The 25,960-nt window shown below is 38.7% G+C and carries 25 protein-coding genes and 2 pseudogenes; 15 read left to right on the top strand and 12 right to left on the bottom strand.

Translation table 11 applies throughout. The features are described from left to right. Nucleotides 1-707 precede the first annotated feature (707 nt). From fcmC to FFR48_RS10470, 4 genes and pseudogenes are all read right to left on the bottom strand, one after another. Nucleotides 708-1,196, bottom strand: coding sequence for a filament morphology membrane protein FcmC (gene fcmC, locus FFR48_RS10455; RefSeq protein ID WP_096572211.1), 489 nt, complete (start codon nt 1,194-1,196; stop codon nt 708-710). A gap of 8 nt (nt 1,197-1,204) precedes the next feature. After that, on the bottom strand, nt 1,205-2,350 hold the full coding sequence (gene fcmB, locus FFR48_RS10460) for a filament morphology actin-like protein FcmB (protein ID WP_137667333.1): 1,146 nt from the start codon (nt 2,348-2,350) through the stop codon (nt 1,205-1,207). A 261-nt stretch (nt 2,351-2,611) separates the two neighbouring features. Next, nucleotides 2,612-3,234 (bottom strand): annotated as a pseudogene (locus FFR48_RS10465) (DedA family protein). Nucleotides 3,235-3,368: 134 nt separating this feature from the next. After that, nucleotides 3,369-4,448 carry a Gfo/Idh/MocA family protein gene (locus FFR48_RS10470; protein ID WP_137667347.1) on the bottom strand — a complete coding sequence of 360 codons (1,080 nt, stop codon included), beginning with the start codon at nt 4,446-4,448 and terminating at the stop codon, nt 3,369-3,371. Between the two features lie 544 nt (nt 4,449-4,992). Here FFR48_RS10470 and queC point away from each other — a divergent pair. Further along, nucleotides 4,993-5,667 carry a 7-cyano-7-deazaguanine synthase QueC gene (gene queC / locus FFR48_RS10475; RefSeq protein ID WP_137667348.1) on the top strand — a complete coding sequence of 225 codons (675 nt, stop codon included), beginning with the start codon at nt 4,993-4,995 and terminating at the stop codon, nt 5,665-5,667. Between the two features lie 199 nt (nt 5,668-5,866). On the opposite strand, the gene FFR48_RS10480 is transcribed toward queC, so the two are convergent. Further along, the gene (locus tag FFR48_RS10480; RefSeq protein ID WP_137667334.1) at nt 5,867-6,820 is read right to left on the bottom strand and encodes an isoaspartyl peptidase/L-asparaginase; all 954 of its coding nucleotides are present in this window, start codon (nt 6,818-6,820) and stop codon (nt 5,867-5,869) included. A 62-nt stretch (nt 6,821-6,882) separates the two neighbouring features. Then, nucleotides 6,883-7,044, bottom strand: coding sequence for a DUF2256 domain-containing protein (locus FFR48_RS10485; protein ID WP_096572208.1), 162 nt, complete (start codon nt 7,042-7,044; stop codon nt 6,883-6,885). Between the two features lie 364 nt (nt 7,045-7,408). On the opposite strand from FFR48_RS10485, the gene FFR48_RS10490 reads away from it, so the two are divergent. Continuing rightward, nucleotides 7,409-8,542: a quinone-dependent dihydroorotate dehydrogenase gene (locus tag FFR48_RS10490; RefSeq protein ID WP_137667335.1), complete on the top strand. Its 1,134-nt coding sequence runs from the start codon at nt 7,409-7,411 to the stop codon at nt 8,540-8,542. A gap of 136 nt (nt 8,543-8,678) precedes the next feature. Here the strand turns inward: FFR48_RS10490 and FFR48_RS10495 are convergent, their stop codons facing one another. Next, nucleotides 8,679-9,437 carry a hypothetical protein gene (locus FFR48_RS10495; protein WP_137667336.1) on the bottom strand — a complete coding sequence of 253 codons (759 nt, stop codon included), beginning with the start codon at nt 9,435-9,437 and terminating at the stop codon, nt 8,679-8,681. Between the two features lie 1,022 nt (nt 9,438-10,459). On the opposite strand from FFR48_RS10495, the gene labA reads away from it, so the two are divergent. Together labA and FFR48_RS10505 are read left to right on the top strand one after the other, a co-directional pair. Beyond that, nucleotides 10,460-10,981, top strand: a complete 522-nt coding sequence (labA, locus tag FFR48_RS10500; protein WP_096572205.1) for a low amplitude/bright protein LabA — start codon at nt 10,460-10,462, stop codon at nt 10,979-10,981. A gap of 269 nt (nt 10,982-11,250) precedes the next feature. Next, the gene (locus tag FFR48_RS10505) at nt 11,251-12,843 is read left to right on the top strand and encodes a 2-isopropylmalate synthase (protein ID WP_137667337.1); all 1,593 of its coding nucleotides are present in this window, start codon (nt 11,251-11,253) and stop codon (nt 12,841-12,843) included. 52 nt (nt 12,844-12,895) lie between these two features. Here FFR48_RS10505 and FFR48_RS10510 read toward each other — a convergent pair whose 3' ends face one another. Together FFR48_RS10510 and FFR48_RS30065 are read right to left on the bottom strand one after the other, a co-directional pair. Then, nucleotides 12,896-13,318, bottom strand: a complete 423-nt coding sequence (locus FFR48_RS10510; protein ID WP_137667338.1) for a DUF29 family protein — start codon at nt 13,316-13,318, stop codon at nt 12,896-12,898. Nucleotides 13,319-13,471: 153 nt separating this feature from the next. Continuing rightward, on the bottom strand, nt 13,472-13,600 hold the full coding sequence (locus FFR48_RS30065) for a hypothetical protein (protein ID WP_268932425.1): 129 nt from the start codon (nt 13,598-13,600) through the stop codon (nt 13,472-13,474). A gap of 86 nt (nt 13,601-13,686) precedes the next feature. Between FFR48_RS30065 and FFR48_RS10515 the strand changes: the two genes are divergently transcribed. From FFR48_RS10515 to FFR48_RS10525, 3 genes are read left to right on the top strand one after another with little or no spacing between them, the layout of a single operon-like run. Beyond that, complete coding sequence (locus FFR48_RS10515) at nt 13,687-14,250, top strand: GNAT family N-acetyltransferase (RefSeq protein ID WP_236104046.1); 564 nt, start codon at nt 13,687-13,689, stop codon at nt 14,248-14,250. A 21-nt stretch (nt 14,251-14,271) separates the two neighbouring features. After that, nucleotides 14,272-14,778: a hypothetical protein gene (locus tag FFR48_RS10520; protein WP_137667339.1), complete on the top strand. Its 507-nt coding sequence runs from the start codon at nt 14,272-14,274 to the stop codon at nt 14,776-14,778. A 27-nt stretch (nt 14,779-14,805) separates the two neighbouring features. Beyond that, nucleotides 14,806-16,248: a RecQ family ATP-dependent DNA helicase gene (locus FFR48_RS10525; protein ID WP_137667340.1), complete on the top strand. Its 1,443-nt coding sequence runs from the start codon at nt 14,806-14,808 to the stop codon at nt 16,246-16,248. A 138-nt stretch (nt 16,249-16,386) separates the two neighbouring features. On the opposite strand, the gene FFR48_RS10530 is transcribed toward FFR48_RS10525, so the two are convergent. The 3 genes from FFR48_RS10530 to pheS form a co-directional block, all read right to left on the bottom strand. After that, nucleotides 16,387-16,581: a hypothetical protein gene (locus tag FFR48_RS10530; protein ID WP_137667341.1), complete on the bottom strand. Its 195-nt coding sequence runs from the start codon at nt 16,579-16,581 to the stop codon at nt 16,387-16,389. 372 nt (nt 16,582-16,953) lie between these two features. Beyond that, the gene (locus FFR48_RS10535) at nt 16,954-17,301 is read right to left on the bottom strand and encodes a hypothetical protein (RefSeq protein WP_137667342.1); all 348 of its coding nucleotides are present in this window, start codon (nt 17,299-17,301) and stop codon (nt 16,954-16,956) included. A gap of 136 nt (nt 17,302-17,437) precedes the next feature. Next, nucleotides 17,438-18,430 carry a phenylalanine--tRNA ligase subunit alpha gene (gene pheS / locus FFR48_RS10540; RefSeq protein ID WP_096572200.1) on the bottom strand — a complete coding sequence of 331 codons (993 nt, stop codon included), beginning with the start codon at nt 18,428-18,430 and terminating at the stop codon, nt 17,438-17,440. Nucleotides 18,431-18,890: 460 nt separating this feature from the next. Between pheS and surE the strand changes: the two genes are divergently transcribed. From surE to FFR48_RS28965, 8 genes and pseudogenes are all read left to right on the top strand, one after another. Then, nucleotides 18,891-19,688 (top strand): 5'/3'-nucleotidase SurE, encoded by a 798-nt coding sequence (gene surE / locus FFR48_RS10545; protein WP_096572199.1) that lies wholly within the window; start codon nt 18,891-18,893, stop codon nt 19,686-19,688. Nucleotides 19,689-19,814: 126 nt separating this feature from the next. After that, nucleotides 19,815-20,705, top strand: coding sequence for an MBL fold metallo-hydrolase (locus tag FFR48_RS10550; protein ID WP_137667343.1), 891 nt, complete (start codon nt 19,815-19,817; stop codon nt 20,703-20,705). Nucleotides 20,706-21,048: 343 nt separating this feature from the next. Then, a complete protein-coding gene (locus tag FFR48_RS10555) occupies nt 21,049-22,134 on the top strand; it encodes a bifunctional riboflavin kinase/FAD synthetase (RefSeq protein ID WP_371851438.1) in 1,086 nt (361 codons plus the stop codon). Between the two features lie 161 nt (nt 22,135-22,295). After that, nucleotides 22,296-22,965: pseudogene (locus FFR48_RS10560) on the top strand (AAA family ATPase). Between the two features lie 108 nt (nt 22,966-23,073). Beyond that, nucleotides 23,074-24,519: an AAA family ATPase gene (locus tag FFR48_RS10565; protein WP_137667345.1), complete on the top strand. Its 1,446-nt coding sequence runs from the start codon at nt 23,074-23,076 to the stop codon at nt 24,517-24,519. Continuing rightward, complete coding sequence (locus tag FFR48_RS10570; protein WP_096572195.1) at nt 24,516-25,106, top strand: hypothetical protein; 591 nt, start codon at nt 24,516-24,518, stop codon at nt 25,104-25,106. The genes FFR48_RS10565 and FFR48_RS10570 overlap by 4 nt, the downstream gene beginning before the upstream one ends. Nucleotides 25,107-25,198: 92 nt before the next feature. Beyond that, nucleotides 25,199-25,738 carry a cytochrome C gene (locus FFR48_RS10575; protein WP_137667346.1) on the top strand — a complete coding sequence of 180 codons (540 nt, stop codon included), beginning with the start codon at nt 25,199-25,201 and terminating at the stop codon, nt 25,736-25,738. A 28-nt stretch (nt 25,739-25,766) separates the two neighbouring features. Further along, nucleotides 25,767-25,916 (top strand): hypothetical protein, encoded by a 150-nt coding sequence (locus tag FFR48_RS28965; RefSeq protein ID WP_201277602.1) that lies wholly within the window; start codon nt 25,767-25,769, stop codon nt 25,914-25,916. Nucleotides 25,917-25,960 lie beyond the last annotated feature (44 nt).

The following is a 25,960-nucleotide window of genomic DNA, read 5'->3' on the forward strand; positions in this document are numbered from 1 at the left end:
GACTGGTGACTGGTGACTGGTGACTGGTGACTGGTGACTGGTGACTGGTGACTGGTAACTGGGGAAACAGGAAATATTTAGGGTTTGCTGATAGCGTAGCGTGGCGTTAGCCATATAAATCCGAAAACTTTACAGGTAAAGGGTTTTAGCTATTTTGACTTGTACTGAGCGACTTGTACTGAGCCTGTCCTGAGCGGTGTCGAAGTAAGCCGAAGTGCTTTCAAAAAGTGCCAGCTTTTATGAGGTGGCAACTGAAAAACCTTGCACTTAATTCCTACTTAAAGAAAAAATCGTTCCTATCCAACTCTTGAAACTGTCACCGTGGCGTAGCACCTGTAACCTGTCACCTAGCTTTCACAGATAACTTTTTCAGCAAACCCTATTTATCTTTCTCCTGCCTCCTGCCTCCTAAAAAAGATTACACCCAGAAAATCCAAAAAAATTCTGGGTGTCACTAGTAAACTTCTCACACTTCCCGATCTATCTTGTAAAAACGCTTATTCAATAATGAATGGACAATTAACAATGAACAATCGAGAACTACCTCTCCCTTGAAGGGAGAGGAGCAAAAAAGCGGAATTTTTTTCTTTTTTTCCCTTTGAAAGGGGAGGTTTTAAACCGTTCGGCTGACGCTCACGGCGAAAGCCTTGAGTTAAACAATTGTCAATTATCAATTATCAATTATCAATTGCTAACTGGCTTTTTCCTTAGAAATCATCAACCAAAGAACTCAGGCGACTGATTACAGGGTCGACCTCTTGGGGAGTAGGATCGGGAGTAGAAGCAGTTTCATTAACTACTTCTACCGTTGCTATAGATGAATTTGCGGGTTGAAAAGATGCTGCTTGATTGACCATGATTGCCAATTGTGCAACTTGTTGACTAAGTTGTAATATCTGGCTTTCCATCACCTGCAAACGATTGGATTCCTTAGCAAAAAAACGTTCCTCAAGTCCAGCTATCTGACGTTGCAACTCACCGAGTTGTTGTTCCATCGGTAGTGCTGCTGTATTCGGAGAAGGTCGTACAGAGTCCGGTACACATAAAGCTTGCCAAAGAGCCTCTTTACAGAGGTCACTGAAAGTCTTTTCTGGTTGCGCCTCCAAGTAACTTTCTACCTGTGCTAACAAGCTCTCATCACCAATTTCTGGATTGAAAGTGACGGATTTAACTACCTTTTTTGACCATTGGAACATCAGTTTTATTACCTAGCAGCGCGAACAGCAGAAGCAGACAATTGCGCCTCTCCGTAAAGATATTGACCTAAAGCGTTAGCTTGGCGGGAGGGTGCAGCCAGATGGGCATTAATCTTAGCTTCTTTGAGCAGACGTTGTACATCTTCCCAGAAGAACTCACCACCACCACCAGTGATAATTACATCTGTAACACGTTCTGGTAACCAAGCCAACACACGAGCGCAAATTTCGCGTGAAAACTGCTCTGTGAGGTTCGGCAGAAAATCATCTAGGTTAGTGGGTTTGCTTGCACCTTTAGGACGATAAAAACGCTCACCTTTGGGCTTATTAACCGCATAAATCAGTGCTAGAGATTGACTATCAGTCCCTCCTATTTCATTAGCTACCAGTTCATAAAACTTGTTCATGCCAAAGTCTTCACTTTGAGAAAGACCTCTAGCAAAGCGGAAATTATCCACCATGATACAATCAATGGTTTGATGTCCAATATCGACAATTCCCACTGATATTTTGGTAAAATCAGGGAATGAGGGGGTTTTATTAGGTTGAGCTTCAGACCACAGCAGACTGCCGTAACCTTCTGGCATCACCCAAACTTTAGTTATATTTAACGACAAAGATTCCTCACGGAAGTTGAAGACATGGGGACCCATTACTTGGCTGATTAAAGCGGTTTTTTCCTTTTCAAACTGTTCCAAGGACAGGAAAGGCAGACCTAAGACAACGGAAATTTCGTCTTTGAGTTTAAAGTAGCCAGCAGCTGCCAATACTTTGACCAGTGCATCTTCTACCTTAGATTGTCCAACTCCTAAACCTGCACCAAAGTCTGCTGCTAACTGTCCTACAGCATAGCCCTTGCCTTGATATTCCATCCACAAATCCATTAAAGGATCGGTTGCCTTAGATTCAAACACCCCACCACGTATTTGTTCAATTGACATTTGCTTGACATTGGAAGGGATGAAGGCAACATTGCCAGGTTCGCGGCTGACACAAGTTTTGGTAGATGTTCTACCTAAATCAACGCTGAGAATGTTTTTACCCGAAATTGAGGCTGGCTTATTAACATTGTTGTTTATAGGGGCTGATGCTACTCGATTCATGGGTATAGCAGCAGCGTTCATCGGATTAGCTACGGGTGGTTGGTCTGTCATGAAAGCTCCTATGTGGTGACGTAACTGTAAAAAGTTATCATGCCCATCTTACAAAAATACAAGATCAAAAAAATTTTCAGATGGGTCAAGTGTAGCTAGAAATACGGCAAAATTTATTGTAGGCGATTGGAAATGTAACATTATTTTGGATTTATTGTACAGGCAAAATTTTCACATATAGCCAGTGGAAAGTGGAGATATTTCCGTTACTAGCCGCCGAAACCTCTCTACAGCAGCCATATATTGAAAACTGAACTATATTCATCTGCGAGTTTCTCGACTTTGGCGCTTGAGTACCCAAACTAAGAATACTACCAATAGACCTCCCAGGACAATTTTAGATACAGGGGCAAGGTATTTCTCCACAAGTTCATACTGGATTCCTAACCAGTATCTGGAATATGTGAGCAAAGCCACCCAGGCAGCACTACCCAAAGTTGTGTAAAATAAGAAAGGCAACAAGGGCATATTGCTCATACCTGCGGGAACAGAAATCAAAGTACGAATTCCTGGTACAATACGACCAATTAATACTGCTTTTCCCCATGTCTGTTAAACCATCCTTTAGCCCTATCAATATCTTCGCTAGATATAGTCAACCATCTACCGTACTTGTTAGCTAATTGTTTTAAGCGTCGTTCCCCCAAAAACTTACCAGGATCTTACCAGATCAGTGCGCCCGCGACAGAACCCAAAAGTCCGGATAAAAACACACCTATTATATTCAGCTTTGCTACTCCTGGTTGATATGGACTGGCCGTAAATCCTGCCAATGGCATAATCAATTCAGAAGGTATGGGGGGAAAAAGGTTTTCTAGGAACATCAGCAGGGTGATTCCTAAATATCCCAAAGAGCTAATGGTCTTGGTTATCCATTCGAGCATACTGGTGATTGGTGATTGGTGATTGGTAATTGGTAATTAGGAAATTAATCCTTAAAAATCTGTATCTACTAAAGAAATAAATCTTCCCAGTCACCAGTCCCCAGTCACCATTCACCAGTCCCCAGTCACCTATTCTAGACAGTTGGCGTTAATGATTGTACTATCGATCCGGATTCCCATTCTAATGGGTTCCAATCCCGCTCTTCTACAGCCATTTGCTCAATTAAACTGGCTAATCTCAGAGCTTTAAGGGCTTGTTCACCACCCACAGAAGGCTGATTACCTCCATGTACACAGTTAACAAAATGCTCTAACTCTGCGCTTAAAGGTTGAACGTTACTAGTATAGACTTTTTCTATCAAACCATCTTGCCTATACAGAATCTGCCGATGGTCGTTATGCGGATTGGTATTTTGGCGATGAATCAAAATTTCATTTTTGAGGAAATCGGCTTCAGTAAATGAATTTTTGCAATGGGCGACGATGCGGCGAATTTTACGGTGAGTGACTTTACTGGCGGTGAGAGTGGCGACAATGCCATTGGCAAAGCCTAATGTGGCAGTCACATAATCTAAATAACCAGAGTCTAGGGAACGAGTGCCATTCGCTGTTAATTTGACTACGGGTGAACCAGCTAATTCTAAAAGTAGATCAATGTCATGGATCATTAAATCCAGCACGACTGAAACATCATTCGCCCTGGCTGAATAAGGACTCATCCGATGCGCTTCTAAGGCCAAGACTTCCTCTGTTTTCAGGACTTGACTCAGTTCTCTAAAGGCTGGATTAAAACGCTCAATGTGTCCTACCTGCAAAATACATTGAGACTCAGCGGCGGCGTTGACGAGTGATTCTGCTTCGGAAATACTGGCAGCAATTGGCTTTTCAATCAAAACATGAATTCCTGCTAACAAACAGTTGATGCCTACGGCATAATGTAAGCGAGTGGGTACAGCAATACACACTGCATCTACATGGGGTAGCAGATCACAGTAATCTTCAAAAAAACGGACTTTATATTTGCTGGCAGTTTCTAAGCCTCGTTCAACGTTGATATCAGAAACGCCTATCAGTTCAACATCTTTCATTGAACTGAGTACGCGGGTGTGATGTTGTCCCATGTTACCCACCCCAATCACGCCTATGCGGATTGCACGTGGCTGGTTGCGCTGTGAATATAGATTTGGTTCTGCCACTGATATGCTATTTTGCACTATTATTTTCTCCTCAACCACCAAATTTAAAAACGCTACGGTCGTTGGCATTTATACTGAACTGCCAAGTGTGATCCGTCTAAAACCATCCAGATGGTAACATAGTGGTTCTATTTATGAAGAATTTCAAAGTTTATGTTCAGTTCCCACTATCTTGCTAACTTTTGGATCGTTAGTTATTAATTTTCCTATGGTTTATAATTGACACAAAAGAATATGTGTTTTTTTATTGACTGACCATCTCAAAAATACTTACGTGGTAGCTTTCGGATGGCAGTTAGGTAATTAATAACTCAGATAACTACTTCCTTCGCTGCTGGATAAATTTATGACATTCTAATTTCCGTAAAATTATCAGTGACTGTAATTGGCTGCAAGGTTGTCTGTAAAAATTTTGCCAACGATACTGTAAATTGTTTTTTGCATTTTGATTTGCATTTTGATTTGCATTTTGAATTTAATTTTTTGTTTGTTGCATTTTGTTGATTGTCTCACCTTTTGGGTGAGATTGATGTTAGGGATTTTTTGAGATTTTTTTTGCATGATGAAAGCTGTAATTCTATTGTCTGGCGGATTGGATTCTTCTACGGTTCTCTATCAAGCTAGGGCTGATGGTTGTGAATGTTACGCCATTTCTTTTGATTACCAGCAGCGACACCGCCGAGAGTTACAATCAGCTATGTTTGTAGCGCAGTCTGTAGGGGTTGTTCAACATCAGATAGTTAATTTTGATTTACGCTTATGGGGTGGTTCTGCTTTGACGGATGAGGCGATCGCTCTCCCTCAAGCACGTTCCCTGGATGAAATGTCACAAAGTATTCCTGTCACTTATGTTCCTGCCCGGAATACTATCTTTTTAAGTTTTGCTTTGGGTTATGCTGAGACTATCGGCGCACAACGTGTATACATTGGTGTTAATGCTTTAGATTACTCTGGTTATCCTGATTGTCGTCCTGATTATATCCAAGCGATGCAAGAAGTGTTCCGTTTGGGAACTAAACAAGGTCGGGAAGGACAACCTATTGATATTATTGCACCGCTAATTAATTTGAAAAAAACGGAAATTATCCAACTTGGTAATCAGTTAGATGTACCTTGGGAGTTAACTTGGTCTTGTTATGCTGGTGGTGATCAAGCTTGTGGGGTTTGTGATTCTTGTCGGTTGCGGTTAGCTGCTTTTGCACAGTTGGGTTTAAAAGATCCTGTTGATTATCTGTAGCAGGAAGCAGGAGCTAAGTTAGTAGTGGATTTAGATCCACCACTATAGCAGGAGTCAGTAGGGGCGAAGCATTCGGACAAAAATATTGGGGAAAAATCGAGAATTGATCACCTGAATGCTTCGCCCGTAAAGGAGTCAGGAGTCAGAAGTAAAACCCTCTTGTATTGGGCGTTTCATGAATGAATGGCTACTTTAATACTTAGCAATAACCAATCAATTCGCCATCATTCCATTCTAATGTATCGCCAATGGTATCACCGTTATGATAGGCAGCCAGTAAAACTTCACTGGTTTTACCATAGGATATTGCCCCAGTAGCATCAAGAGCGATCGCACCCAAATCCCGTTCATTTTTACTAGCTTCGGTAAATGAGCGCAACATCGCCTCTTTTAAAGACATTCCATCACTAACCCGGATGACAATTTTAGCGGCTAAACACTCATCAATGATATCTTCCCCAATACCAGTACAACTTACTCCTGCATATTGAGTAGCATAATTACCTGCTGGCATAGCAGAATCACTGACTCGCCCAATGCGCTCAAAGCCTTTACCACCTGTGGAAGTACCAGCGGCTAATTGACCATAGCCATCTAAGGCGACTACACCAATTGTACCCCGTCCTGCATTAGACATTTCTGCCATCTCCGGTTCAGCGACAACTCCAGCCATTGTCCTTTTAAAGTTATCTTCCCGTTCTTGCATCCACTCGTTAAGACGCAAATCAGTTAAAGCATTATAGGTGGGAATTTGTAACTCTCGTGCTAACTCAGAGGAACCGTAATCAGACAATACCCGATCTGGGGAATTTTGCAGAAATAGCGCCATTTCAATCGGGTTTTTTACCCGTGCAACATTAATTACACCACTAAACCGCCCTGATGTACCATCCATCAGAGAAGCACTCATGCGGATTTGACCATCAGATTGTAATACAGAACCAGTACCTGCATTAAAGCGGGGGTCATCTTCCAACATTTGACAACCCCGGACTACAGCATCAGAAGCAGTTGCGCCTGTGATCAATAGTGAGTATACTTCCTGTATTACAGTATGCAGCGATCGCCTGACAGATGCCAATCCTCCCTTTCCTTGGAGAGAACTACCAGCCCCACCATGAATAATTAATTTAGGTTGTATTTGTAAAGTCATTTATTTGTTTCTGTGTAGTTTTAACAGTTATTAGTTATCAGTTATCAATTGTCAATTGTCAATTATTTATCGTCTTTAGCCTGAGAACGGCGACGACGACAACGTTCTGAGCAATATTTAACTTCATCCCAACAATCTTGCCATTTTTTTCGCCAAGTGAAGGGACGTTGACATACTGGACAGATTTTTTCAGGCAGGTCAGATTTAGAACGAGTACGTCCCATGTTGATTTTAGATTTTAGATTTTAGACTGGTGATAATTCATAGTTGATAGTTGATTGGGAAAAATAAAATTGATTACCCAGTCAATGGTCCCCAGTTCCTGTCTCTAATGTCACCTGTCACCATATACTAACGTAAGTTGCTAATGATGCAAGAAAGGCTCTCAAATCGAAGTAACAAGGATAAGTAGATAGCAAAAAAGCAGGGAACACCATCATAATTCATTCTTTCTCCTGACTCCTAACTGCTATTCCTAACTAGCAACTTGGGTTAATATTATTGAAGATGCCTGAAAAAAATTCAGATTAATCCTGGATTTGGCATCTGATCATAGTTGTTGTAATAATTGGTAGATATTAACTCAGATTGGATATTTATAAAGCAGTAATTCGTCCTTTTTTATTTACTCTGGTAAAAGCAGATCCAGAGTGGTTACACCAACAGGCAATTAGTAGTTTGAATTTGCTGTCAGAAGCCAGCTATCATCAGTGTGCTAGATGGTTGAACTCTCTGCTACAAAAGTCTTTGTGCCTCTATGATACACGGCTAGAACAAAATCTATTCGGGTTAAATTTTCCTAACCCATTAGGTTTGGCTGCGGGATTTGATAAAGATGGAGTAGGTGCTAATTTTTGGTCTAGTTTTGGTTTTGGTTGTGCTGAATTGGGTACTGTTACTTATCATGCACAACCAGGCAATCCTCCTCCCCGTTTGTTTCGCTTAACTTTAGATCAAGCAGCCCTCAACCGAATGGGTTTTAATAATGCTGGTGCTGCTGCAATGGCAATGAGATTAAAAATGCTTGATCCGCAACAATCTCGGTTAATACCCATAGGCATAAATTTGGGTAAGTCTAAAATTACACCATTGGAAACGGCAGCAGCAGATTATTTAGAAAGCTTTCGCTTGCTGAAAAATCTAGGTGATTATTTTGTGGTTAATGTTTCTTCTCCTAATACACCAGGATTGCGATCGCTCCAAGATGCAGCAATGCTCAGTCAAATTTTGGAGGTTCTGCAAACAGAAAACATGGCACAAAAACCCTTATTTGTCAAGATAGCACCGGATTTAGAATGGGAAGCCATCGCTGACATTATTGATCTCGCCAAAACCTATAAACTAGCGGGAATAATTGCCACCAACACCACCATCAGCCGTGAGGGACTAAAAACCCAAATCATTGAAAAAACCGGTAAAACACCTCAAGAAGAAGCCGGAGGCATTAGCGGAGCGCCATTACGCCAACGTTCTACGGAAGTCATACGGTTTATTTATCAAAAAACCCAAGGACAGATACCCATCATTGGCGTTGGTGGCATTTTCACAGCTGAGGATGCTTGGGAAAAAATTACAGCAGGTGCTAGTCTCATCCAAGTTTATACAGGTTTGATTTATGAAGGACCAATGATGGTGCGCCGCACTCTTGCCGGTTTGTTAACCAAACTAGAAGAAAACGGCTTAAATTCCATCAGTGAAGCAGTGGGAATAGGGAATAGGTGATAGGTAATAGGTAATGGGTAATGGGTAATTGGGTTATTCATCCTCCTAATCACCAGTCACCAGTCCCCAATCACCAGTCACCAGTCACCAGTCACCAGTCCCCAGTCACCAGTCCCCAGTCACCAGTCACCAGTCCCTAATTTTCCAAAGGGAAAAACTCCCTAGACTTACGAGAATAAGACCAAGCAATACCATCTGGATCACGGCTGCGACTCCATTCAGGAAAATCTGGGTCATTCCTTCGTTTATAAACTGTACTGGAATAAACACCCAACCGCTTGGCTAGTTCAGATTGAATCAGAGAACCAAAAACTAACTGTTCTTCCAGAGGTTTTTGTACCTCCTGATGAGTTGCTACATCTGTGGACTCAGGTAATAATTCTGGTTGTAATTCTTCCTGCTCTTGCTTTTGCTGTTCTTCTTCCTGTGGAATGAGAGGAGGTGGAGCTAAGAGCGATCGCGCCTCTTTCGTCACAGACCGAGGAGGAAGTTTTTCCACTGATTCACTACTATCAAATATGTCACCCAAAATACTGGCAGTTATAAAGTAGTAGGAAGGACTCTCACTTTCTGAGTCCACTACACTAGCGCCAAATTCCTTTGCTTTACCCGCCAAGTAGCGTTTTGCCTGATTCCCAGAAAAATTACCTTTGAGAGCTAAATCAACAGGTGTGATCTTTCCCTGGTTTTCCCGAATCAACTGATAAAAAAGAGGGTTAACTTGCTCACCCCACTTTTCCCATCTGTATTGATGCCAAAGGTTGAAAACCATCAGCAGCAACAAGCCTATCAGCAAAAACCTCCAAGTATTGACGACGAAAACAATCAAAAACGATATCGGCAAAATGAGAACGAGAAAACTTTTCCCGTAATTTTCTATGGTTTTTTCACTCATGCTGATTTTTGCCAAGTGAACTTTTGCAAAATAATATTATTTATTATCTTGGCAAAAATTGGGACATTTTTTGTATCCCTTGGCAAAATAACAGCAAATTATTTGGCAAAAGCTACTGAAATAAGCACTAGGTGACAGTTGACAGGTTACTTATGAGAGTGAAGAAGGGGAAAATGATTATAAATGCAAAAATTTTCTCTCCAGGCTCTTAACAACTGAAAATACATACACTACTTTTTACTAATATGCTTAAATTAATACCAAACTTGCATTGGTGCATTTGCCACTACGCATGCATCATACAAATACATTCTAGCCTGGTGTTTGACTAAATTCCCAATTCCCATCAATGATTGTTGCACCTTTGCAATCGGTTACGCTGAGATTATATCCTATCCATAAATTTCACTAAATCAAAGGGGAAGCATTAGAGAAAAATTCTATCTGCCTGTCAGTAAAAGTTCTAAATTTTCTTGACATAGTTTATACAATGACAGATAATATTCAAGGAGATTTTTCCCATCAAAAGTAATATTTATAGGATTTAAGCAAGATTGGACTAAAAACCTGATTCTTGCCTAGGGGTAATTCATGAATTACCCCTGCTTTGGTTCTGTTTTGCGTAAGTCATCATTTATACTTACCAGTAAAAAACCCTGATGTTGATGAAAAAATCTATAAATGGACATCTGTCTAAATCCTAACTAAAGCCCCATACCATACCTCTTTAGGAGTAAACTTGACTGATATACAGATCAAAATGCCATTACTGGGTCATTTTTATTGGTAGATTTTGATTACAGGCTGTATTTGCAAGAATCGGAGGTGAAACAGGTTCAGTTCCCAGGACTCAAATTTAATGTGCGAGCAATGTTTCAGGCAATTTTATGCTTTGCCAGAGGTAAGATAAAAGCTATACATGATAACTACCATTATAGATATTAGCGAGCTTGTCAATTAAGAATTGCTATAATCTATTGTTCAATCTTACATTCTTATCTATTATTTAGGTGTAAATTTCTATGGTTTTGCCAATGAATCGTCTGTCTATTTTCGTAGACGGAAACAATATGTTCTATGCTCAACAAAAAAATGGCTGGTTTTTTGACCCGCGACGAGTGTTAGAATATTTTAAGAACGAACAACCTGAGACAACATTAATCAATGCTTTTTGGTACACCGGCTTAAAAGACCCACAAGACCAACGTGGCTTTCGAGATGCACTCATTAGTTTGGGATATACAGTACGGACTAAAATTCTCAAAGAATATTATGATGATGTCTCTGGCCGTTATTCACAAAAAGCTAATTTAGATATTGAAATTGTTGTTGATATGTTCAATACCGTTGACCAGTACGACCGAGTAGTTTTATTCAGTGGAGATGGAGATTTTGAAAGAGCGATCGAGCTACTACGTTCCAAAAATACGCATATTACAGTGGTATCGACAGAAGGAATGATAGCTAGAGAATTGCGTAATGCTACGGATAGATATATAGACTTGAACGATATTAGAGACCAAATAGAAAAGACCGAAGCTTAGTAAAATTAATAATTATTTACAAAGCAAAAGTTAAAAACTGAAGAAGGAGTCTATAACCAGGAGTGAGAAGAAATTATTGAGGCGAAGCATCACCAAAAGTTAGAACTACCAAATCATAGATTTGCTAGGTATCTTCAACCCACTTATAAATAAGCTAGTCGTATATAATTTATTCTAAATTCTCTATTCTGACTCCTTTATTCTTTTTAATAAAGTTCAAGGTATTTTAAGCCCACAGTCACAACTCAACCAACCAAAACCCAAAACCAATGAGCAGTCAAGCAGACAGAATTATCATCTTTGATACGACACTGCGAGATGGAGAACAGTGTCCAGGAGCGACCTTAAACATAGACGAAAAGCTAATTATTGCCAAACAATTAGCCCGTTTAGGTGTAGATGTAATTGAAGCTGGTTTTGCCTTTGCGAGTCCGGGTGATTTTGAAGCAGTGAGCAAAATCGCCCAGACTGTGGGTTTAGAAGATGGTCCAGTGATATGTAGTTTAGCTAGAGCTAGACACGATGATATCAAAGCCGCAGCGGAAGCGATCAAACCAGCAGCTAAGGGGAGGATTCATACATTTATTGCTACTTCTGATATTCACCTGCAATATAAGTTAAAGAAAACCAGACCAGAAGTAATTGCGATCGCTGAGGAAATGGTAGCTTATGCTAAAAGCTTCACCGATGATGTAGAATTTTCCCCTGAAGATGCTGGTAGATCCGATCCAGAATTTTTGTATCAAGTTTTGGAAAGGGCGATCGCTGCTGGTGCAACAACTGTTAACATTCCCGACACCGTAGGTTACACCACCCCCAGCGAATTTGGCGCTTTGATTAAAGGTATCAAAGAAAACGTCCCCAACATTGATCAGGCGGTTATTTCCGTCCACGGCCATAATGATTTGGGTTTAGCTGTGGCCAACTTCCTGGAAGCTGTGAAAAACGGCGCAAGACAGCTAGAATGTACCATCAATGGTATTGGGGAAAGAGCCGGGAACGCTGCTTTAGAAGAATTAGTCATGGCCTTGCACGTCAGACGGCAATATTTTAACTCCTTCTTTGGTAGACCTGCTGATTCTGAAGAATCATTAACTAATATTGACACCAAGCAAATTTATAAAACCTCCCGCTTGGTTTCCAGCTTGACAGGAATGCTGGTACAACCGAATAAAGCTATTGTGGGTGCTAATGCTTTCGCACACGAGTCTGGGATTCATCAAGATGGAGTGTTGAAAAATAAACTCACTTATGAGATTATGGATGCCCAATTGATTGGGTTGACAGATAATCAAATAGTATTGGGTAAACACTCAGGTAGAAATGCGTTTCGTACTCGTTTAAAAGAATTGGGATTTGAGTTGTCAGAGAATGACTTAAATAAAGCCTTTATTCGGTTTAAAGAAGTAGCGGACAAAAAGAAAGAAATTTCTGATTGGGATTTAGAGGCGATCGTTAACGACGAAATTAAACAAGCACCGGACTTATTTAAAATCGAATTGGTGCAAGTTTCCTGTGGTAGCAACGCCAAACCCACCGCAACTGTTACCCTGCGGACACCTGACGGACAGGAATTAACCGATGCGGCAATCGGTACTGGTCCAGTGGATGCTGTTTATAAAGCCATCAATCGGGTAGTGAATGTACCTAATGATTTAATTGAGTTTTCTGTGCAATCTGTAACCGGGGGAATTGATGCTCTGGGAGAGGTAACAATTCGTTTACGTTATGAATCCCGTGTATTTTCCGGTCATGCAGCCAGTACAGATATAATTGTGGCATCGGCTCAGGCTTATGTGAATGCCCTGAATAGGTTGTATGCTGCATTACAGCAAACCGTGAAGGAAGAAGTGACAGCGTAGAAGGTGTAGAGACGTTTCATGAAACGTCTCTACATTATTTACCACCAGGTATCTATTTTTGAATTAACTCCAAAGCATCAGTTAATATTTCTGATTCTTGTACCATAGCTGCTAATTCTTCTGTTTCATAACATCCTCCAAATGCTTCTAAAGCTGCTCTTTTGAGTGCTACTTGATATCCTTGTTGGAGAATTTCCATTAATTCCGTTTGATTTAAGTAATAACCTCCAGATTTGCGGCGTTTATTGATTTTATTGATTTCCCGTATTGCATTTTCTATAGATATTTCCCAAGAACGGGTAGAACGTTTTTCAGCTTTTTGTTTAATTAAATGGATGAGAAGAATTACACCATAACTATCAATTTTATTGATTTTATCACTGAGGCTCATTTCTTCTAATTCATCCACTAATATTAATGCTTCAGGAATTTTACCCTGTTCTAGAAGTTGTCTGAGTTCGAGTAGTTCTTCCATGTTATATTTTGTGCTTCATGAAAAACAGTTATTTTGGTTTTAGCTAATATTTCTGCTTACTGCTATTTCAATTCTAAACTAAAAAAACTTTCCCAAAGAAAAACCCCTACCTGGGTTGATTGAGTAGAGGTTATTTACTATTGTTGATTATCTTTAATCATCTTTCTTAGCTTTATCCCGTGTTAGCAACATATAACCACTAAATAGGGGTTGCTGAGAAAGTCTTTCCGTGAGGGCATAGGAGTCAGGAGTCAGGAGGAGATTTGAAAATTTCTTTGCCATCTCTTGAAATCCCAAAAAATGCACACTTTTTCCGGTATACCCTTCAAAACCCTTGCACTTTTTTCCTGTTTATCAGCCTCTAACCTTTGATATATCAAGGTTTTAGGTTTATTCAGCTAAATAGAGGTATAGACAATTCACCTGTTAACGCTAATATTGTTGAACTGTCTAAAAAGCACATTGATGATTATGAAAAATTATGGCGCGAACAATTGCGGGTTGTTCAAGCAGAAGATAAGTTTTGGGATTGGTTATTTAAACTGGGATATATTAGCAAACAAGACAACGAAGAAGGTTATGCGCTTGAGTGTGAAGATTGTACTCAAGGGTTAATGATGATAGAAACCCAATTACATGGTTCACGTTTGGCAATGGGACAAAAATTAGTATATATCCAGTACATTACCTCTGCACCTTGGAATCGTAAAGAAATCCAACGTCCACCACGATACAAAGGTGTTGGTACTGCATTATTAAGATATGCAAGATTGAGAAGTGTAGAATTAGGTTATGGTGGGAGAATTGGACTGCATTCACTACAGACTGCGGAACGATTTTATGAAAACCAAAATATGCTCAATCTTGGTGTTGATGAAGAATACAAGAATCTGACATACTTTGAATATGGTATTTTGAGACTACAACAATAATATCAATATAGGAAAAAATTTATGAATAATAATCACAATGTAGCAGCAGCTATTGACATACTTTTTAATCCTACATCTCTTCAAGAAGCAATTGAAATTGAAGATGAAACTGACTGTGATGTAACCGCAGGGTTAGAATGGGGTTTAGCAGTTCCCGCTTTATTGCAAAATCCTGGAATGTTTGGAAGGTTGACACAGTTGCGCGTATCACTCAACCGAGAACTGCGGTTACTTTTACAAGAATGGAATTTGGGTATAGGGGAAAAAACAGCTTTAGAAGTAGCACAGAAATGTTTGATTCAAAGACTTCAATTACCTGAACCTGTGGCTTTATCAGGACTGCAAGATATTTTAAAGCAAGATGAATTATATAATATTTACGAATTTATATCTAATCGGGATGTATTAAAGTCACTTTTAAGTATTTTACTATTAGATAGCGATTGGCAAGAAATAGCTGTAGCGGCTGCAAATTCAGTACGAGAACAGGTAATTTATCAAGTAGGCATTAATCAAATTTCTGCATAAAATAATGATTTAGGCTTAAATTTTTCTATGAATCACTCCACTACATCATTAACAGAACTCCGCACTGCATTAAAACAAATCTGGGGTTATGATGATTTTCGTCCTCCACAGGGAGAAATTGTCAAAAGTTTATTATCCCAAAAAGACACTTTAATTATTATGCCCACAGGAGGGGGAAAATCAATTTGTTTTCAACTTCCTGCACTATTAAAAACCGGTTTAACTTTAGTAGTTTCTCCCTTGGTTGCATTGATGGAAAACCAAGTAGAAGAACTAAAACAACGAAATCAAAAAGCTGCACTTTTACATAGTGAACTACCTACTTATCAACGTCGGGCAACTTTGCAAGCTTTAGAAAAACAACAATTAAGATTATTATATTTATCACCAGAAACTTTATTCAGTCCTCCTGTGTGGGAAAGATTATCTCATCCCCAATTACAAATTAATGGTTTGATATTAGATGAAGCCCATTGTTTAGTGCAGTGGGGTGATACATTTCGTCCAGCTTATCGACGTTTGGGTGCTGTACGTCCAGCTTTATTAAAAACAAAACCACCGGGTACAAAAATTAGTATAGCAGCTTTTACTGCAACTGCTGATCCTGCTGCACAAAAGATAATTTCTGAAGTTTTACAATTACAAAAACCTGATAGTTATAAACTCAATCCTTACCGGAATAATTTACATCTTAATGTGCGTATTGCTTGGACACCAAAAGGCAGAAAACAACAATTATTAAAGTTCATTAAAAATCACCAAAATCAAGCAGGTTTGATTTATGTGAGAACTCGTAAAGATAGTGAAGAATTAGCAGCATGGTTAATAGAATTAGGGTATAATACTGCTAGTTATCATGCGGGTTTAGGTGCAACAGAAAGACGCGCAGTAGAAGCAAGTTGGTTAAATGGAAAAATGCCGTTTGTGGTTTGTACCTGCGCTTTTGGAATGGGGATAAATAAGCCAGATGTCCGTTGGGTGATTCACTTTCAAGCACCACTTTTATTATCGGAATATGTGCAGGAAATTGGACGTGCGGGAAGAGATGGAAAACCAGCGGAAGCGTTAACTTTAATTAGTGAACCAACGGGTTTTTTAGATGCTGAAGATAAGCAAAGACAGCAGTTTTTTGAACAACAAATATTGAAACAACAACAAAAAGCACAACAGTTAGCGAAACAGTTACCAAAACAAGGAGAAGTAACATCTGTAATTAAACAATTTCCTGATGGTGCAACGGCGCTTTCTTTACTTCATAGTAGTGGACAATTACAATGGCTTGATCCTTTTCATTATACAATTTCTGCAAAGTCGGGAAAACAGCCACAAATGCAATTACAAGCTACTAAACAGATGAGTGAATATTTGTATAGTAAAAAATGTCGTTGGCAGTTTTTGTTAACTGCTTTTGGGTTTGGGAAAGAAGCGGAAAATTTGCGTTGTGGACATTGTGATAATTGTAAAAAATGATTACTTTATTTGTAATAATTCAGGAGTCAGGAGTCAGGAGTCAGAATATTTAATAAAACCGTAGATTATCACTAGCGTGATTTTTGGCGTAACCTTTAAAAAGCTGACTGCTGTCCGCTGATAGCTGAATACTTACCTTTATTTTTGTTGGCGTTTTTGTTGAATATAATTACGAAAGTCATCCATTGTTAATTGATCTAGCCATTGATGACGATCTTTTGTATAATCTCCAAAACCGGATTCAAATCTTAGTAAAAATCTAGCAGCACCACCATAACCTAATTCTTGGATTAGTGCTTGGTAGCCTCTTCTGGAAATTTCACTGGCTTTCATTTTTAAAACTCCTGAATTAACTTTTGATTTTCCATTAACCAATTGACGGGATTAGCCACATTTATTTTAACATCATTAATATAATTCCTTGCTTTTCTTAACAGTCGATCATCTGTCGTCAGAAAGACTGTTACTGCCGCTGCTTCTGCAAACGCTAAATGCAATAGACATCTCCAGAAAAGAAATTATGGAACCTATTTATGGGGGCAGGGCGAAGCTTATGGGATATCTAGATGTCTGATTTTTCCGTTAAATTATCGCCCATAAGCTTCGCCCCTACAACTTATGACAAATTAATACATTCTATTGTGGAGATGTCTAATGAATCATATAAAGTAAAACCTAGTCCACATAAAATCTCTGCTCTAGATTCTAAGCTGTTATGCAGCTAAACTGTATAATCTTAATATTCTTAAGTCTTGTGGAACAGGCATCTTGCCTGTTAACCTTATATAAATTAAATGCACAACAGCTTATATCTTCATTTGACTCAACAAAGATATTTGCTGCACCTAAAAAAGCTAAAATCTGATCACGATTACCAGAATCAGGAATTTTTTGAAGCTCAAACTCTAGAGCATCACTGTTGACTAAGACTAAATCGCCGCGATCGCAATATTCTAGAATTGAGACTACTGCTTCAGTTTCTAACCGAACTCGATACTGTATGGGATCGTCTAAAAGACGGCAGAAACAACAGGAATCCATATAAATAGTCAAAGGTTTACTCAATATCAATAAATCCTCTTTGAATAATTGATAATTGTGAAATTTGTGTTCATTGTAAAAATTATTCAGTAGTCATTAGTCAGTTTTTCAGTGGTTATCCTACTGACTATTGACCACTGATAATTAGTTAAAACTGCCTTAAAAAGCGCAAATCGCTATTATACAAACGGCGAATATCATCAATTTGATGTAAAACCATCGCAAAACGTTCTACACCAAAACCAGCAGCAAAACCACTATAAATCTCTGGATCATAACCCACAGATTTTAATACATTGGGGTCAACCATACCGCAACCCATTACTTCTAACCAGCGCCCATTCCACTGTAAATCAACTTCCGCAGAAGGTTCGGTAAAAGGAAAATAACTAGCGCGGAAACGAATGGGTAAATCACCAAACATCGCTTGTAAAAATATCTTTACCGTGCCTTTCAAATCTGTAAAAGTTAAACCTTCATCAACTGCTAAAAGTTCAATTTGATGGAAAACAGCCGAGTGGGTAGCGTCTACATCGTCTCTGCGGTAAACTCGACCAGGGGCAACAATTTTAAATGGTGGTTCTTCTTTTTCCATGTAGCGAATTTGCACCGATGAGGTGTGAGTCCGCAGTAAATTTCCATCTGGCAAATAGAAAGTATCCTGCATATCACGGGCTGGGTGGTCAGGAGGGGTGTTGAGGGCTTCAAAATTGTAGTAATCTGTTTCCATCTCTGACCCCTGGGCGACAGTGTAACCCATACCGACAAAGATATCTAGAGCTTGGTCAATGATACCATTGAGGGGATGAATGCGACCTTGGGGACGATAAATACCGGGCATAGTCACATCTAAAGTTTCAGACTCTAGCTGTGCTTGAATTTGGGCAGTTTCTAAAGCGGTGCGTTGCTGGTCAAGACTGTTTTGTAAAGCTTCCTTAACTGTATTGGCGATCGCCCCAATTTTAGGACGTTCCTCCGCACTCATTTGTCCCATGCTGCGTAACAGCGCCCCCAGTTGACCTTTTTTGCCCAAATAGTTAACTCGCAGTTCTTCCAGGCGTTCTAGGGTATCAGCAGCAGCGATCGCTGTTTCTCCTTCCTGCCGTAATACTAAAAGTTGTTCCTCTAAATTGCTAGTCATTCGTGATTAATTATTAGTCAGGGGTCAATCAATTTTAGATTTACGATTTTGGATTTTGGATTTACTCCACCCTAAAATGTGGAGCTTGAGGATTTTAGATTGGCGTTAGCGAAGCGTAGGCAGCGCAGAGAGTATTTTGGATTAATTCTGCCCTGAAAAGGCCGAGTTTATCCCGAAAATTCTCAATCCACAATCTAAAATCCAAAATCTAAAATTTTTCGGTCAGTGGTCAGTAGTCAGTAGTCAGTGGCAAAATACAAACAACCAACAACTGACAAAGGACAATTAACCTTAGCAATGTGCCATAAACCAGTCAATGCCACAAGGTGAAACTTTCCTCTGTTTACAGTTTAGAAGCTAGAGAGCATGAGAAAAGTTTTTTTTGCAGTTGTTACCAAAAACACTGACAACAGACCATGAACTAATTATTAATTACCAATCACCTTTTCCCCAATAACAGATGAAATTACTAATAAGCAACGATGATGGAATTTCCGCTTTAGGTATTCGCACCTTAGCCAACACCCTAGCCGAAGCTGGTCATCAAGTGAGTGTAGTTTGTCCAGATCGAGAGCGATCGGCAACTGGACACGGATTAACCTTACATCAACCAATTCGCGCTGAAATGGTTGAAGCCCTGTTTCATCCTGCTGTTAATGCTTGGGCTTGTGACGGTACACCTTCCGATTGTGTAAAATTGGCATTGTGGGCGTTACTCGATTCCCCCCCAGATTTGGTATTATCAGGAATTAACCAAGGTGCGAATTTAGGAACAGAAATTCTTTACTCTGGAACTGTTTCGGCAGCAATGGAAGGTATGATTGAGGGCGTTCCTAGTATTGCTTTGAGTCTCACCAGTCATACACACAAAGACTTTCAGCCAGCTGCCAAATTTGCCAAACTGCTAGTAGACCATCTGGCAGTAGAACCCTTACCAGATTTAATGTTACTTAACGTCAACATTCCCCCAATCTCTTGGGAAGAAATAGCTGGTGTCACTCTCACTCGTCAAGGAGTGCGTCGCTATGTTGACGTTTTCGATAAGCGAGTTGACCCCCGTGGCAAAACTTATTACTGGTTAACTGGAGAAGTTTTAGAAGATGTCGAACCACCACCAGGGTTAAATTTACCCCCACACATTCCCATAGATGTAGAAGTTATCCGTAAAAATTTCATTAGTATTACTCCTTTGCAATACAATCTTACTTATGCCAATGGACTGCATAAATTGTCTACATGGAAATTTAACTTTACTTAAATTTTTCTGTATTTCCAAAGACTCAAGTCTAAATTAAAACCATTACCGTAAAATTTACACTTTAAACTAGAAAAATAAGCAGCATTTTTTTGATTTATCGCCCGCTCAGTCCAGCAACCAACAACCATGTCTAGGATAGAGAATCAATTTACAGTGCAGTTTTGGGGCGTTAGGGGTAGTATCCCCTGTCCTGGTCCACACACCGTCCGTTATGGAGGTAATACCCCTTGTGTTGCCATGCAAGTGGGGGGTAAACGTTTGATTTTTGATTGTGGTACAGGAGTTCACGTTTTGGGACAATCTTTACTGTCCCAAATGCCTGTAGAGGGTCATATCTTCTTTACTCACTCCCATTGGGATCATCTACAGGGGTTTCCATTCTTTACTCCGGCTTTTATCAAAGGAAATAAATTTAATATCTACGGTGCGATCGCCCCCGATGGCTCAACCATTGAGCAACGTCTCAATGACCAAATGCTTCATCCCAACTTCCCTGTACCCTTGCAGATTATGCAGGCCAACTTGAATTTTTATACTGTTAAAGCAGGTGAACCAATTCACATTGAGGACATTACCATAGAAACGACACATTTAAACCATCCAGGTGAAGCCGTAGGATATCGAGTTAACTGGTGTGGTGGAGCAGCCGTTTACATCACAGATACAGAACATTTTCCTGATAGATTAGATGAAAATGTCCTCAGGCTATCACGCAATGCCGATATTTTGATTTATGATTGCACCTACACTGATGAAGAATACTCTTGGGCTAAATCACCAAAAATTGGTTGGGGACATTCTACTTGGCAAGAAGCGGTGAAAATAGCCCAAGCAGCCAACGTGAAAACATTGGTCATTTATCACCATGATCCTGCCCACAATGATGATTTTTTAGATAATGTGGGTAAACAAGCAGCGGAGAAATTTCCTGGTGCAATTATGGCCAGAGAGGGATTAATACTGGATGTTCCTGTATTAGATGCTGTCTCTAAATCATTACCTTTACGTAAGTTATAAAATAATCGTTTAGGTGATAGGTGACTCTTGACAAGTGTGAGAGAGAACAGTTCTTAAATGATGACCGTCATCATTGGACAAGATATAACTTCCCCAAGACGATACTTATTCAAAAATGTTAAAAAAGGTAATTTTTTAGGATAATTACTAATTTGTAATTGGTAAACAAGGTAATGGGTCTGCTAATTTTACACCCTGCACCCCTTACCCTACACCTGCTCCAAGCCTCAAATACGTCTAAAAGGCAGAGGTTGGCAAACGCTGATAACGAAAATAAACCTAAAATCCCTGAATCCAAGTGCTAAATTTGTCTGAGGCTGGTTGTTTTTTTTGGGGGTGTTCTATGTGGGTTGCTGCTTCTACTGAACAGCTACTAACACCAACTGCTGTTGCTCTTGGTAAATTTGATGGTGTTCATCTTGGTCATCAAAGAGTAATTCAACCAATTTTGCATTCAGCAGTAAGTGAAAATGGGCGGGGAAATGGGGATAAATTACCAAAATACTCACCAGATCATCCCTCTCAATTATTAACCGTACCATCATCCCCAAACCATACATATTCAACGGTTGTTACCTTTGATCCTCATCCCCAGGAGTTTTTTACTGGTCAACCCCGTGCTTTGTTAACTCCCCTAGATGAAAAAGTCGAACAACTGCGATCGCTAGGTGTAGAACAACTGGTATTATTACCCTTTGATAGAGAATTATCTGCTCTATCACCAGAAGATTTTGTCAAAAAAATCCTTGTCCAAAAACTGCAATGTCAAAAAATCAGTGTTGGGGAAGATTTCTGTTTTGGCAAAAAACGCATGGGTAACGCCAAAGATTTGCAAATTATCGCTGCTCAGTACAATATACCTGTAACAATAGTTCCCATACAAACTGATACAGTAAATTTTCCCAACAATACTGATAATATCCCCAATGATTTCACAGAAGATGGTCGTATTAGCACTTCCTCAATTCGCCAAAGTTTAGAATTAGGAGATATGACTAGAGCAACCCGCTTACTGGGAAGACCTTATAGTTTAACTGGTGTGGTGATAACAGGGCAAAAATTAGGTAGAACCATTGGTTTTCCTACTGCTAACTTGCAACTTCCAAAAGATAAATTTTTACCCCGTCTGGGAGTTTACGCTGTGCGGGTTTTCATTCACAGTGAAACCCCTGATACCGCTCCTGTGGAAAAATTAGGCGTAAAATTAGGCGTGATGAATATTGGCAACCGTCCCACTATCAACGGTACATACTCAACAATAGAAGTACATTTATTTGATTGGTCTGGTGATTTGTACGGTAAAACATTGGTGGTAGAGTTAGTCAAATTTTTACGCCCAGAACAAAAATTTGCTGATATAGAAGCTCTGAAAACCCAAATTCAACTTGACTGCACCATAGCCAAAGAAATTTTAAATAGGACATACTGAATTTGAATGATAACTGGGGAACAATATATATATTGGTGATTGGTGACTGGTGACTGGTGATTGGTGACTGGTGACTGGTGACTGGGAAGAATAAATTAATTACCAATTACCAATTACCAATTACCAATTACCAATTACCAATTACCAATTACCTAAAGAGAATGAGAGAAAAAATTGACGCTTTAACCCAAAATCTGGCTCGTACCATCGTTGGTAAAAATGAAGCAGTACGCTTGGTTTTAGTTGCTTTGCTTGGTGGTGGTCATGCTTTATTAGAAGATGTACCTGGTGTTGGTAAAACCTTGCTGGCGAAATCTTTAGCGCGTTCTGTAGATGGTAAATTTCAACTGCTACTCAAAACCCCGTCGAATACCAAGGAACATTTCCTTTACCAGAAGCACAAACCGGTTTATGCTTTCCTTGAGTTTGGGTTATCCTTCGGAAACAGAAGAATTACAAATGTTGCAAAATCTTCAGGAGGGTGTACAAGTTACTGATTTACAACCTTGTATTACTTTGGAAGAAGTTGCACAATTACGTCAACTTTGTTCACAGGTAAAAGTAGAAACATCTTTACAAGAATATATTTTAGAATTGGTGAGAACTACGAGACAGGATGAGGAAATTACTTTAGGTGTTAGTCCTCGTGGTAGTGTGGCATTACAAAAAGCTGCCCAAGCATTAGCTTTTATATTAGGTAGAGAATATGCAATACCCGATGATGTGAAGTTTTTAGCGCCTTATGTTTTGAGTCATCGTTTGATTCCTAGAGGGGGAAGGAATGCGAAAACGATAGTTGATCGGATATTGCGATCGGTTGCTATTCCTTAAAGGTGAGAGGTAACAGGTGACAGATGTAAAAGTTTGTTTTTGTATAGTTACATCTTGCACCTGTTACAACTATAATAAATTTATTGGATAAAACGACAGTTTATAATCATGCAGAAAATTATTATCAAAAACTTCGGTGCTATTGAATATGCAGAGATTGAAGTTAGAAAAGTATTAGTTTTAATTGGTGAACAAGCAAGCGGTAAAAGCACTATTGCTAAATTGATTTATTTTTTTAAATCACTAAGAGATGATTTGTTTAGTCAAATATATCAGGATGCAGAAAAAGCGAATTTTGATAAACTGCGTGATATTATGTTTCCCCTAAGAGAAAAATTTTACGACTTTTTCGGTTCTACATTACACTTACCTGATTTTGAAATAACATTTTATTATAGTCTTGAAGAAGATAAATGGTTGAGATTAACCCTTAATGATAAGAAAAAACTAGATTCTCGATTCAGTGATAATTTCTTTAATGAGGATTTTAAAAATTCTGTAAGCAATATTAAAAAACTTCTTCAACAAGATTTAAGTACAAACAATATTTACGAACAATTGACGTATGAGAAAAATAGAATTAGATATGCTCAAAGGCTTTCTAAGTTGTTGAATGAATTATTTGAAAGTAATCAAACAGATTCATTGTTTGTAATTGCAGGTAGAAATGCGACAGTAAGTTATTCTGATTTTTTTGAAAGATACTTATCGGCAAGTATTCAAAATAGTTTAGAAGAAAATAGGAATAAACCAATAGAGGAAAATGAGAAAAGGGAAAATAACAAGAAAGCATTTCAGCGTAAGCAACAAACAATAGATGAAACTTTAATGTTGAAATTTATGGAAAAAGTTGCGAGAATTAAAGACACATTCAAAAAATTTGATAATTTTGAGGGACTAATTGAAAGTTATGAAGATGATGAAAATATACAACAAAAATTATATGGTATCAAAAACCGAATAGATGAAATAATAAAAGGTGAATACAGGATTGATAATTGGGGAGAAAAAATTATATTTAACACTCAAAAAGGAGAGTATGTTCATCTTTCTAATGCTTCATCAGGACAGCAAGAATCTATAAGGATTTTACAAGATATATTCCTGAATATTCTTGATAATACCAAAATATTAAGAATATTGGAAGAGCCAGAAGCCCATTTATTCCCTATTGCACAAAAACAACTGATTGAGTTATTATCTTTAATGGTTAATCAAAATGATGATAATCAACTCATCATCACCACTCATAGTCCTTATGTACTTACAGTTTTTAATAATCTTCTATTTGCGAATAGAGTAGTTGTCAAAAATCCCGATGCAGAAGTTGAAGTAACACAAATAATCCCTAAAGATTGTTGGTTACAAGCTGAAGATTTTTCAGCTTATTCATTAGGTAATCAATCTTCTGAAACAACGCATTATTGTGAGTCTATTTTTAATACTGAAAAAGGTACTATTCAACAAAATTATCTGGATACTGTTTCCGAAATTTTGGGTGGTGATTTTCAGACTTTATACAGTATCCACGCTAGAACTTTTAAAAGAAAATGAGCAAATTTGACGATATTAAAGAACTGCTATCAAATGCGTTTCCTAAGTTTCCTAATATTCTACAAATAGAATTGAGAGCAGAGTTTTCTGTTATAGACTATAAAGGACAATCTTTTATCATTGTCAGTATTGATTTCGATGATAATACATTTATTCTAAAAATCAATGGTGTGGAAACTATAATTCATGGTTTTGATAGCAGCAAATTATTTAATATCATTCATGCTACGGGAGTTGCTTTTATTCCTATTGATGGTAAACAGGGACTTTTAGGATTTGGTGATTCTCATTGTGATTTTGTATTTTTTGATGAAAGTTATTTCTGTTTTGTAGAGTTCAAATTAAATGCAACCAGTTTGAAGAAGGTAAACAAAAATAGAGTAGATGCGATTAGACAATTAAAAAATACTATAGATTTATTTGATGATAAACTAGAAAGGAATTATGCAGGTTTAAATTTAGAAGCTTATGTTTGTACTCCTGAATTTTACCCTAGATTAAATGCCAGTTGGCAAGCATTAGCACAGGATTTTTTAGAAGATTATGGTATTCCACTTTTTGAAAGGAATGATAAAACCTGCAAGTAAATAGAAATTAATGCAACAAATTATAATAAAATCTATCTAAATATCAGGTGTATACAAAAACCAAAATATTCACTTTTACCATAATGCTATTTATGCCTAGTATGTTTAAACCTAAATCATCCCACAAAAAACTCAAACGCCAACTACTGATAGTCATGCTGATTATTTTCGGTTGGAGTGTCGCCATAGGATTTATACTAGGTCTAGCCACCAGCACCCAAGCAGCAAACCCTCCGGAAATTGGTACAGTTGACGTAGTACGCGCACAATATAAGTTAGGAAAAGAATTATATATAGAAAACTGTTCAACCTGTCATCTAGCTTTACCACCAGAGGTATTTCCTACCCAAACCTGGAAAAATATCTTGGAAGACTCCCAGCACTATGGCGCAACTATTACGCCCTTAATAGGAATACAACGCAATTTAGTATGGAAATATGTTTCTACCTTTTCCCGTGTGCAACTGCAAGACGAAGAAACACCCTATCGTTTAAACAGATCACGTTATTTTAAAGCTTTACATCCTGGTGTAGAATTACCAAATCCTGTAACAATGGGTAGTTGTGTTAGTTGCCATCCTGGTGCAAATGAGTATAATTTCCGCCAACTGACAGCAGAATGGGAAAAATAAATTGGTGATAATAGTTGATAGTTGATAGTTGATTGGGAAACATCAAATTGATTACCCAGTCACCAGTCACCAGTCACCAGTCCCCAGTCACCAGTCACCAGTAACCAGTCACAAGTCAACACTCTACAGACACCACTCACCAAACAACAAGCAGCAGACACAAGGCGCACATGACTAAGCACGAGGCAGCTGTAATCACTGAAGACAGACACTTACATAGAA

The organism is Sphaerospermopsis reniformis (genome assembly GCF_005402885.1).
Taxonomy (GTDB): domain Bacteria; phylum Cyanobacteriota; class Cyanobacteriia; order Cyanobacteriales; family Nostocaceae; genus Sphaerospermopsis; species Sphaerospermopsis kisseleviana.

What these genes read in the sequence shown, in the direction of transcription:
- fcmC (WP_096572211.1), bottom strand. Translation starts at nt 1,196, where the DNA reads ATGTTCCAATGGTCAAAAAAGGTAGTTAAATCCGTCACTTTCAATCCA.
- fcmB (WP_137667333.1), bottom strand. Translation starts at nt 2,350, where the DNA reads ATGACAGACCAACCACCCGTAGCTAATCCGATGAACGCTGCTGCTATA.
- queC (WP_137667348.1), top strand. Translation starts at nt 4,993, where the DNA reads ATGAAAGCTGTAATTCTATTGTCTGGCGGATTGGATTCTTCTACGGTT.
- FFR48_RS10480 (WP_137667334.1), bottom strand. Translation starts at nt 6,820, where the DNA reads ATGACTTTACAAATACAACCTAAATTAATTATTCATGGTGGGGCTGGT.
- FFR48_RS10485 (WP_096572208.1), bottom strand. Translation starts at nt 7,044, where the DNA reads ATGGGACGTACTCGTTCTAAATCTGACCTGCCTGAAAAAATCTGTCCA.
- FFR48_RS10495 (WP_137667336.1), bottom strand. Translation starts at nt 9,437, where the DNA reads ATGAGTGAAAAAACCATAGAAAATTACGGGAAAAGTTTTCTCGTTCTC.
- labA (WP_096572205.1), top strand. Translation starts at nt 10,460, where the DNA reads ATGGTTTTGCCAATGAATCGTCTGTCTATTTTCGTAGACGGAAACAAT.
- FFR48_RS10505 (WP_137667337.1), top strand. Translation starts at nt 11,251, where the DNA reads ATGAGCAGTCAAGCAGACAGAATTATCATCTTTGATACGACACTGCGA.
- FFR48_RS10510 (WP_137667338.1), bottom strand. Translation starts at nt 13,318, where the DNA reads ATGGAAGAACTACTCGAACTCAGACAACTTCTAGAACAGGGTAAAATT.
- FFR48_RS30065 (WP_268932425.1), bottom strand. Translation starts at nt 13,600, where the DNA reads ATGGCAAAGAAATTTTCAAATCTCCTCCTGACTCCTGACTCCTATGCC.
- FFR48_RS10520 (WP_137667339.1), top strand. Translation starts at nt 14,272, where the DNA reads ATGAATAATAATCACAATGTAGCAGCAGCTATTGACATACTTTTTAAT.
- FFR48_RS10525 (WP_137667340.1), top strand. Translation starts at nt 14,806, where the DNA reads ATGAATCACTCCACTACATCATTAACAGAACTCCGCACTGCATTAAAA.
- FFR48_RS10530 (WP_137667341.1), bottom strand. Translation starts at nt 16,581, where the DNA reads ATGAAAGCCAGTGAAATTTCCAGAAGAGGCTACCAAGCACTAATCCAA.
- pheS (WP_096572200.1), bottom strand. Translation starts at nt 18,430, where the DNA reads ATGACTAGCAATTTAGAGGAACAACTTTTAGTATTACGGCAGGAAGGA.
- surE (WP_096572199.1), top strand. Translation starts at nt 18,891, where the DNA reads ATGAAATTACTAATAAGCAACGATGATGGAATTTCCGCTTTAGGTATT.
- FFR48_RS10550 (WP_137667343.1), top strand. Translation starts at nt 19,815, where the DNA reads ATGTCTAGGATAGAGAATCAATTTACAGTGCAGTTTTGGGGCGTTAGG.
- FFR48_RS10555 (WP_371851438.1), top strand. Translation starts at nt 21,049, where the DNA reads ATGTGGGTTGCTGCTTCTACTGAACAGCTACTAACACCAACTGCTGTT.
- FFR48_RS10565 (WP_137667345.1), top strand. Translation starts at nt 23,074, where the DNA reads ATGCAGAAAATTATTATCAAAAACTTCGGTGCTATTGAATATGCAGAG.
- FFR48_RS10570 (WP_096572195.1), top strand. Translation starts at nt 24,516, where the DNA reads ATGAGCAAATTTGACGATATTAAAGAACTGCTATCAAATGCGTTTCCT.
- FFR48_RS10575 (WP_137667346.1), top strand. Translation starts at nt 25,199, where the DNA reads ATGCCTAGTATGTTTAAACCTAAATCATCCCACAAAAAACTCAAACGC.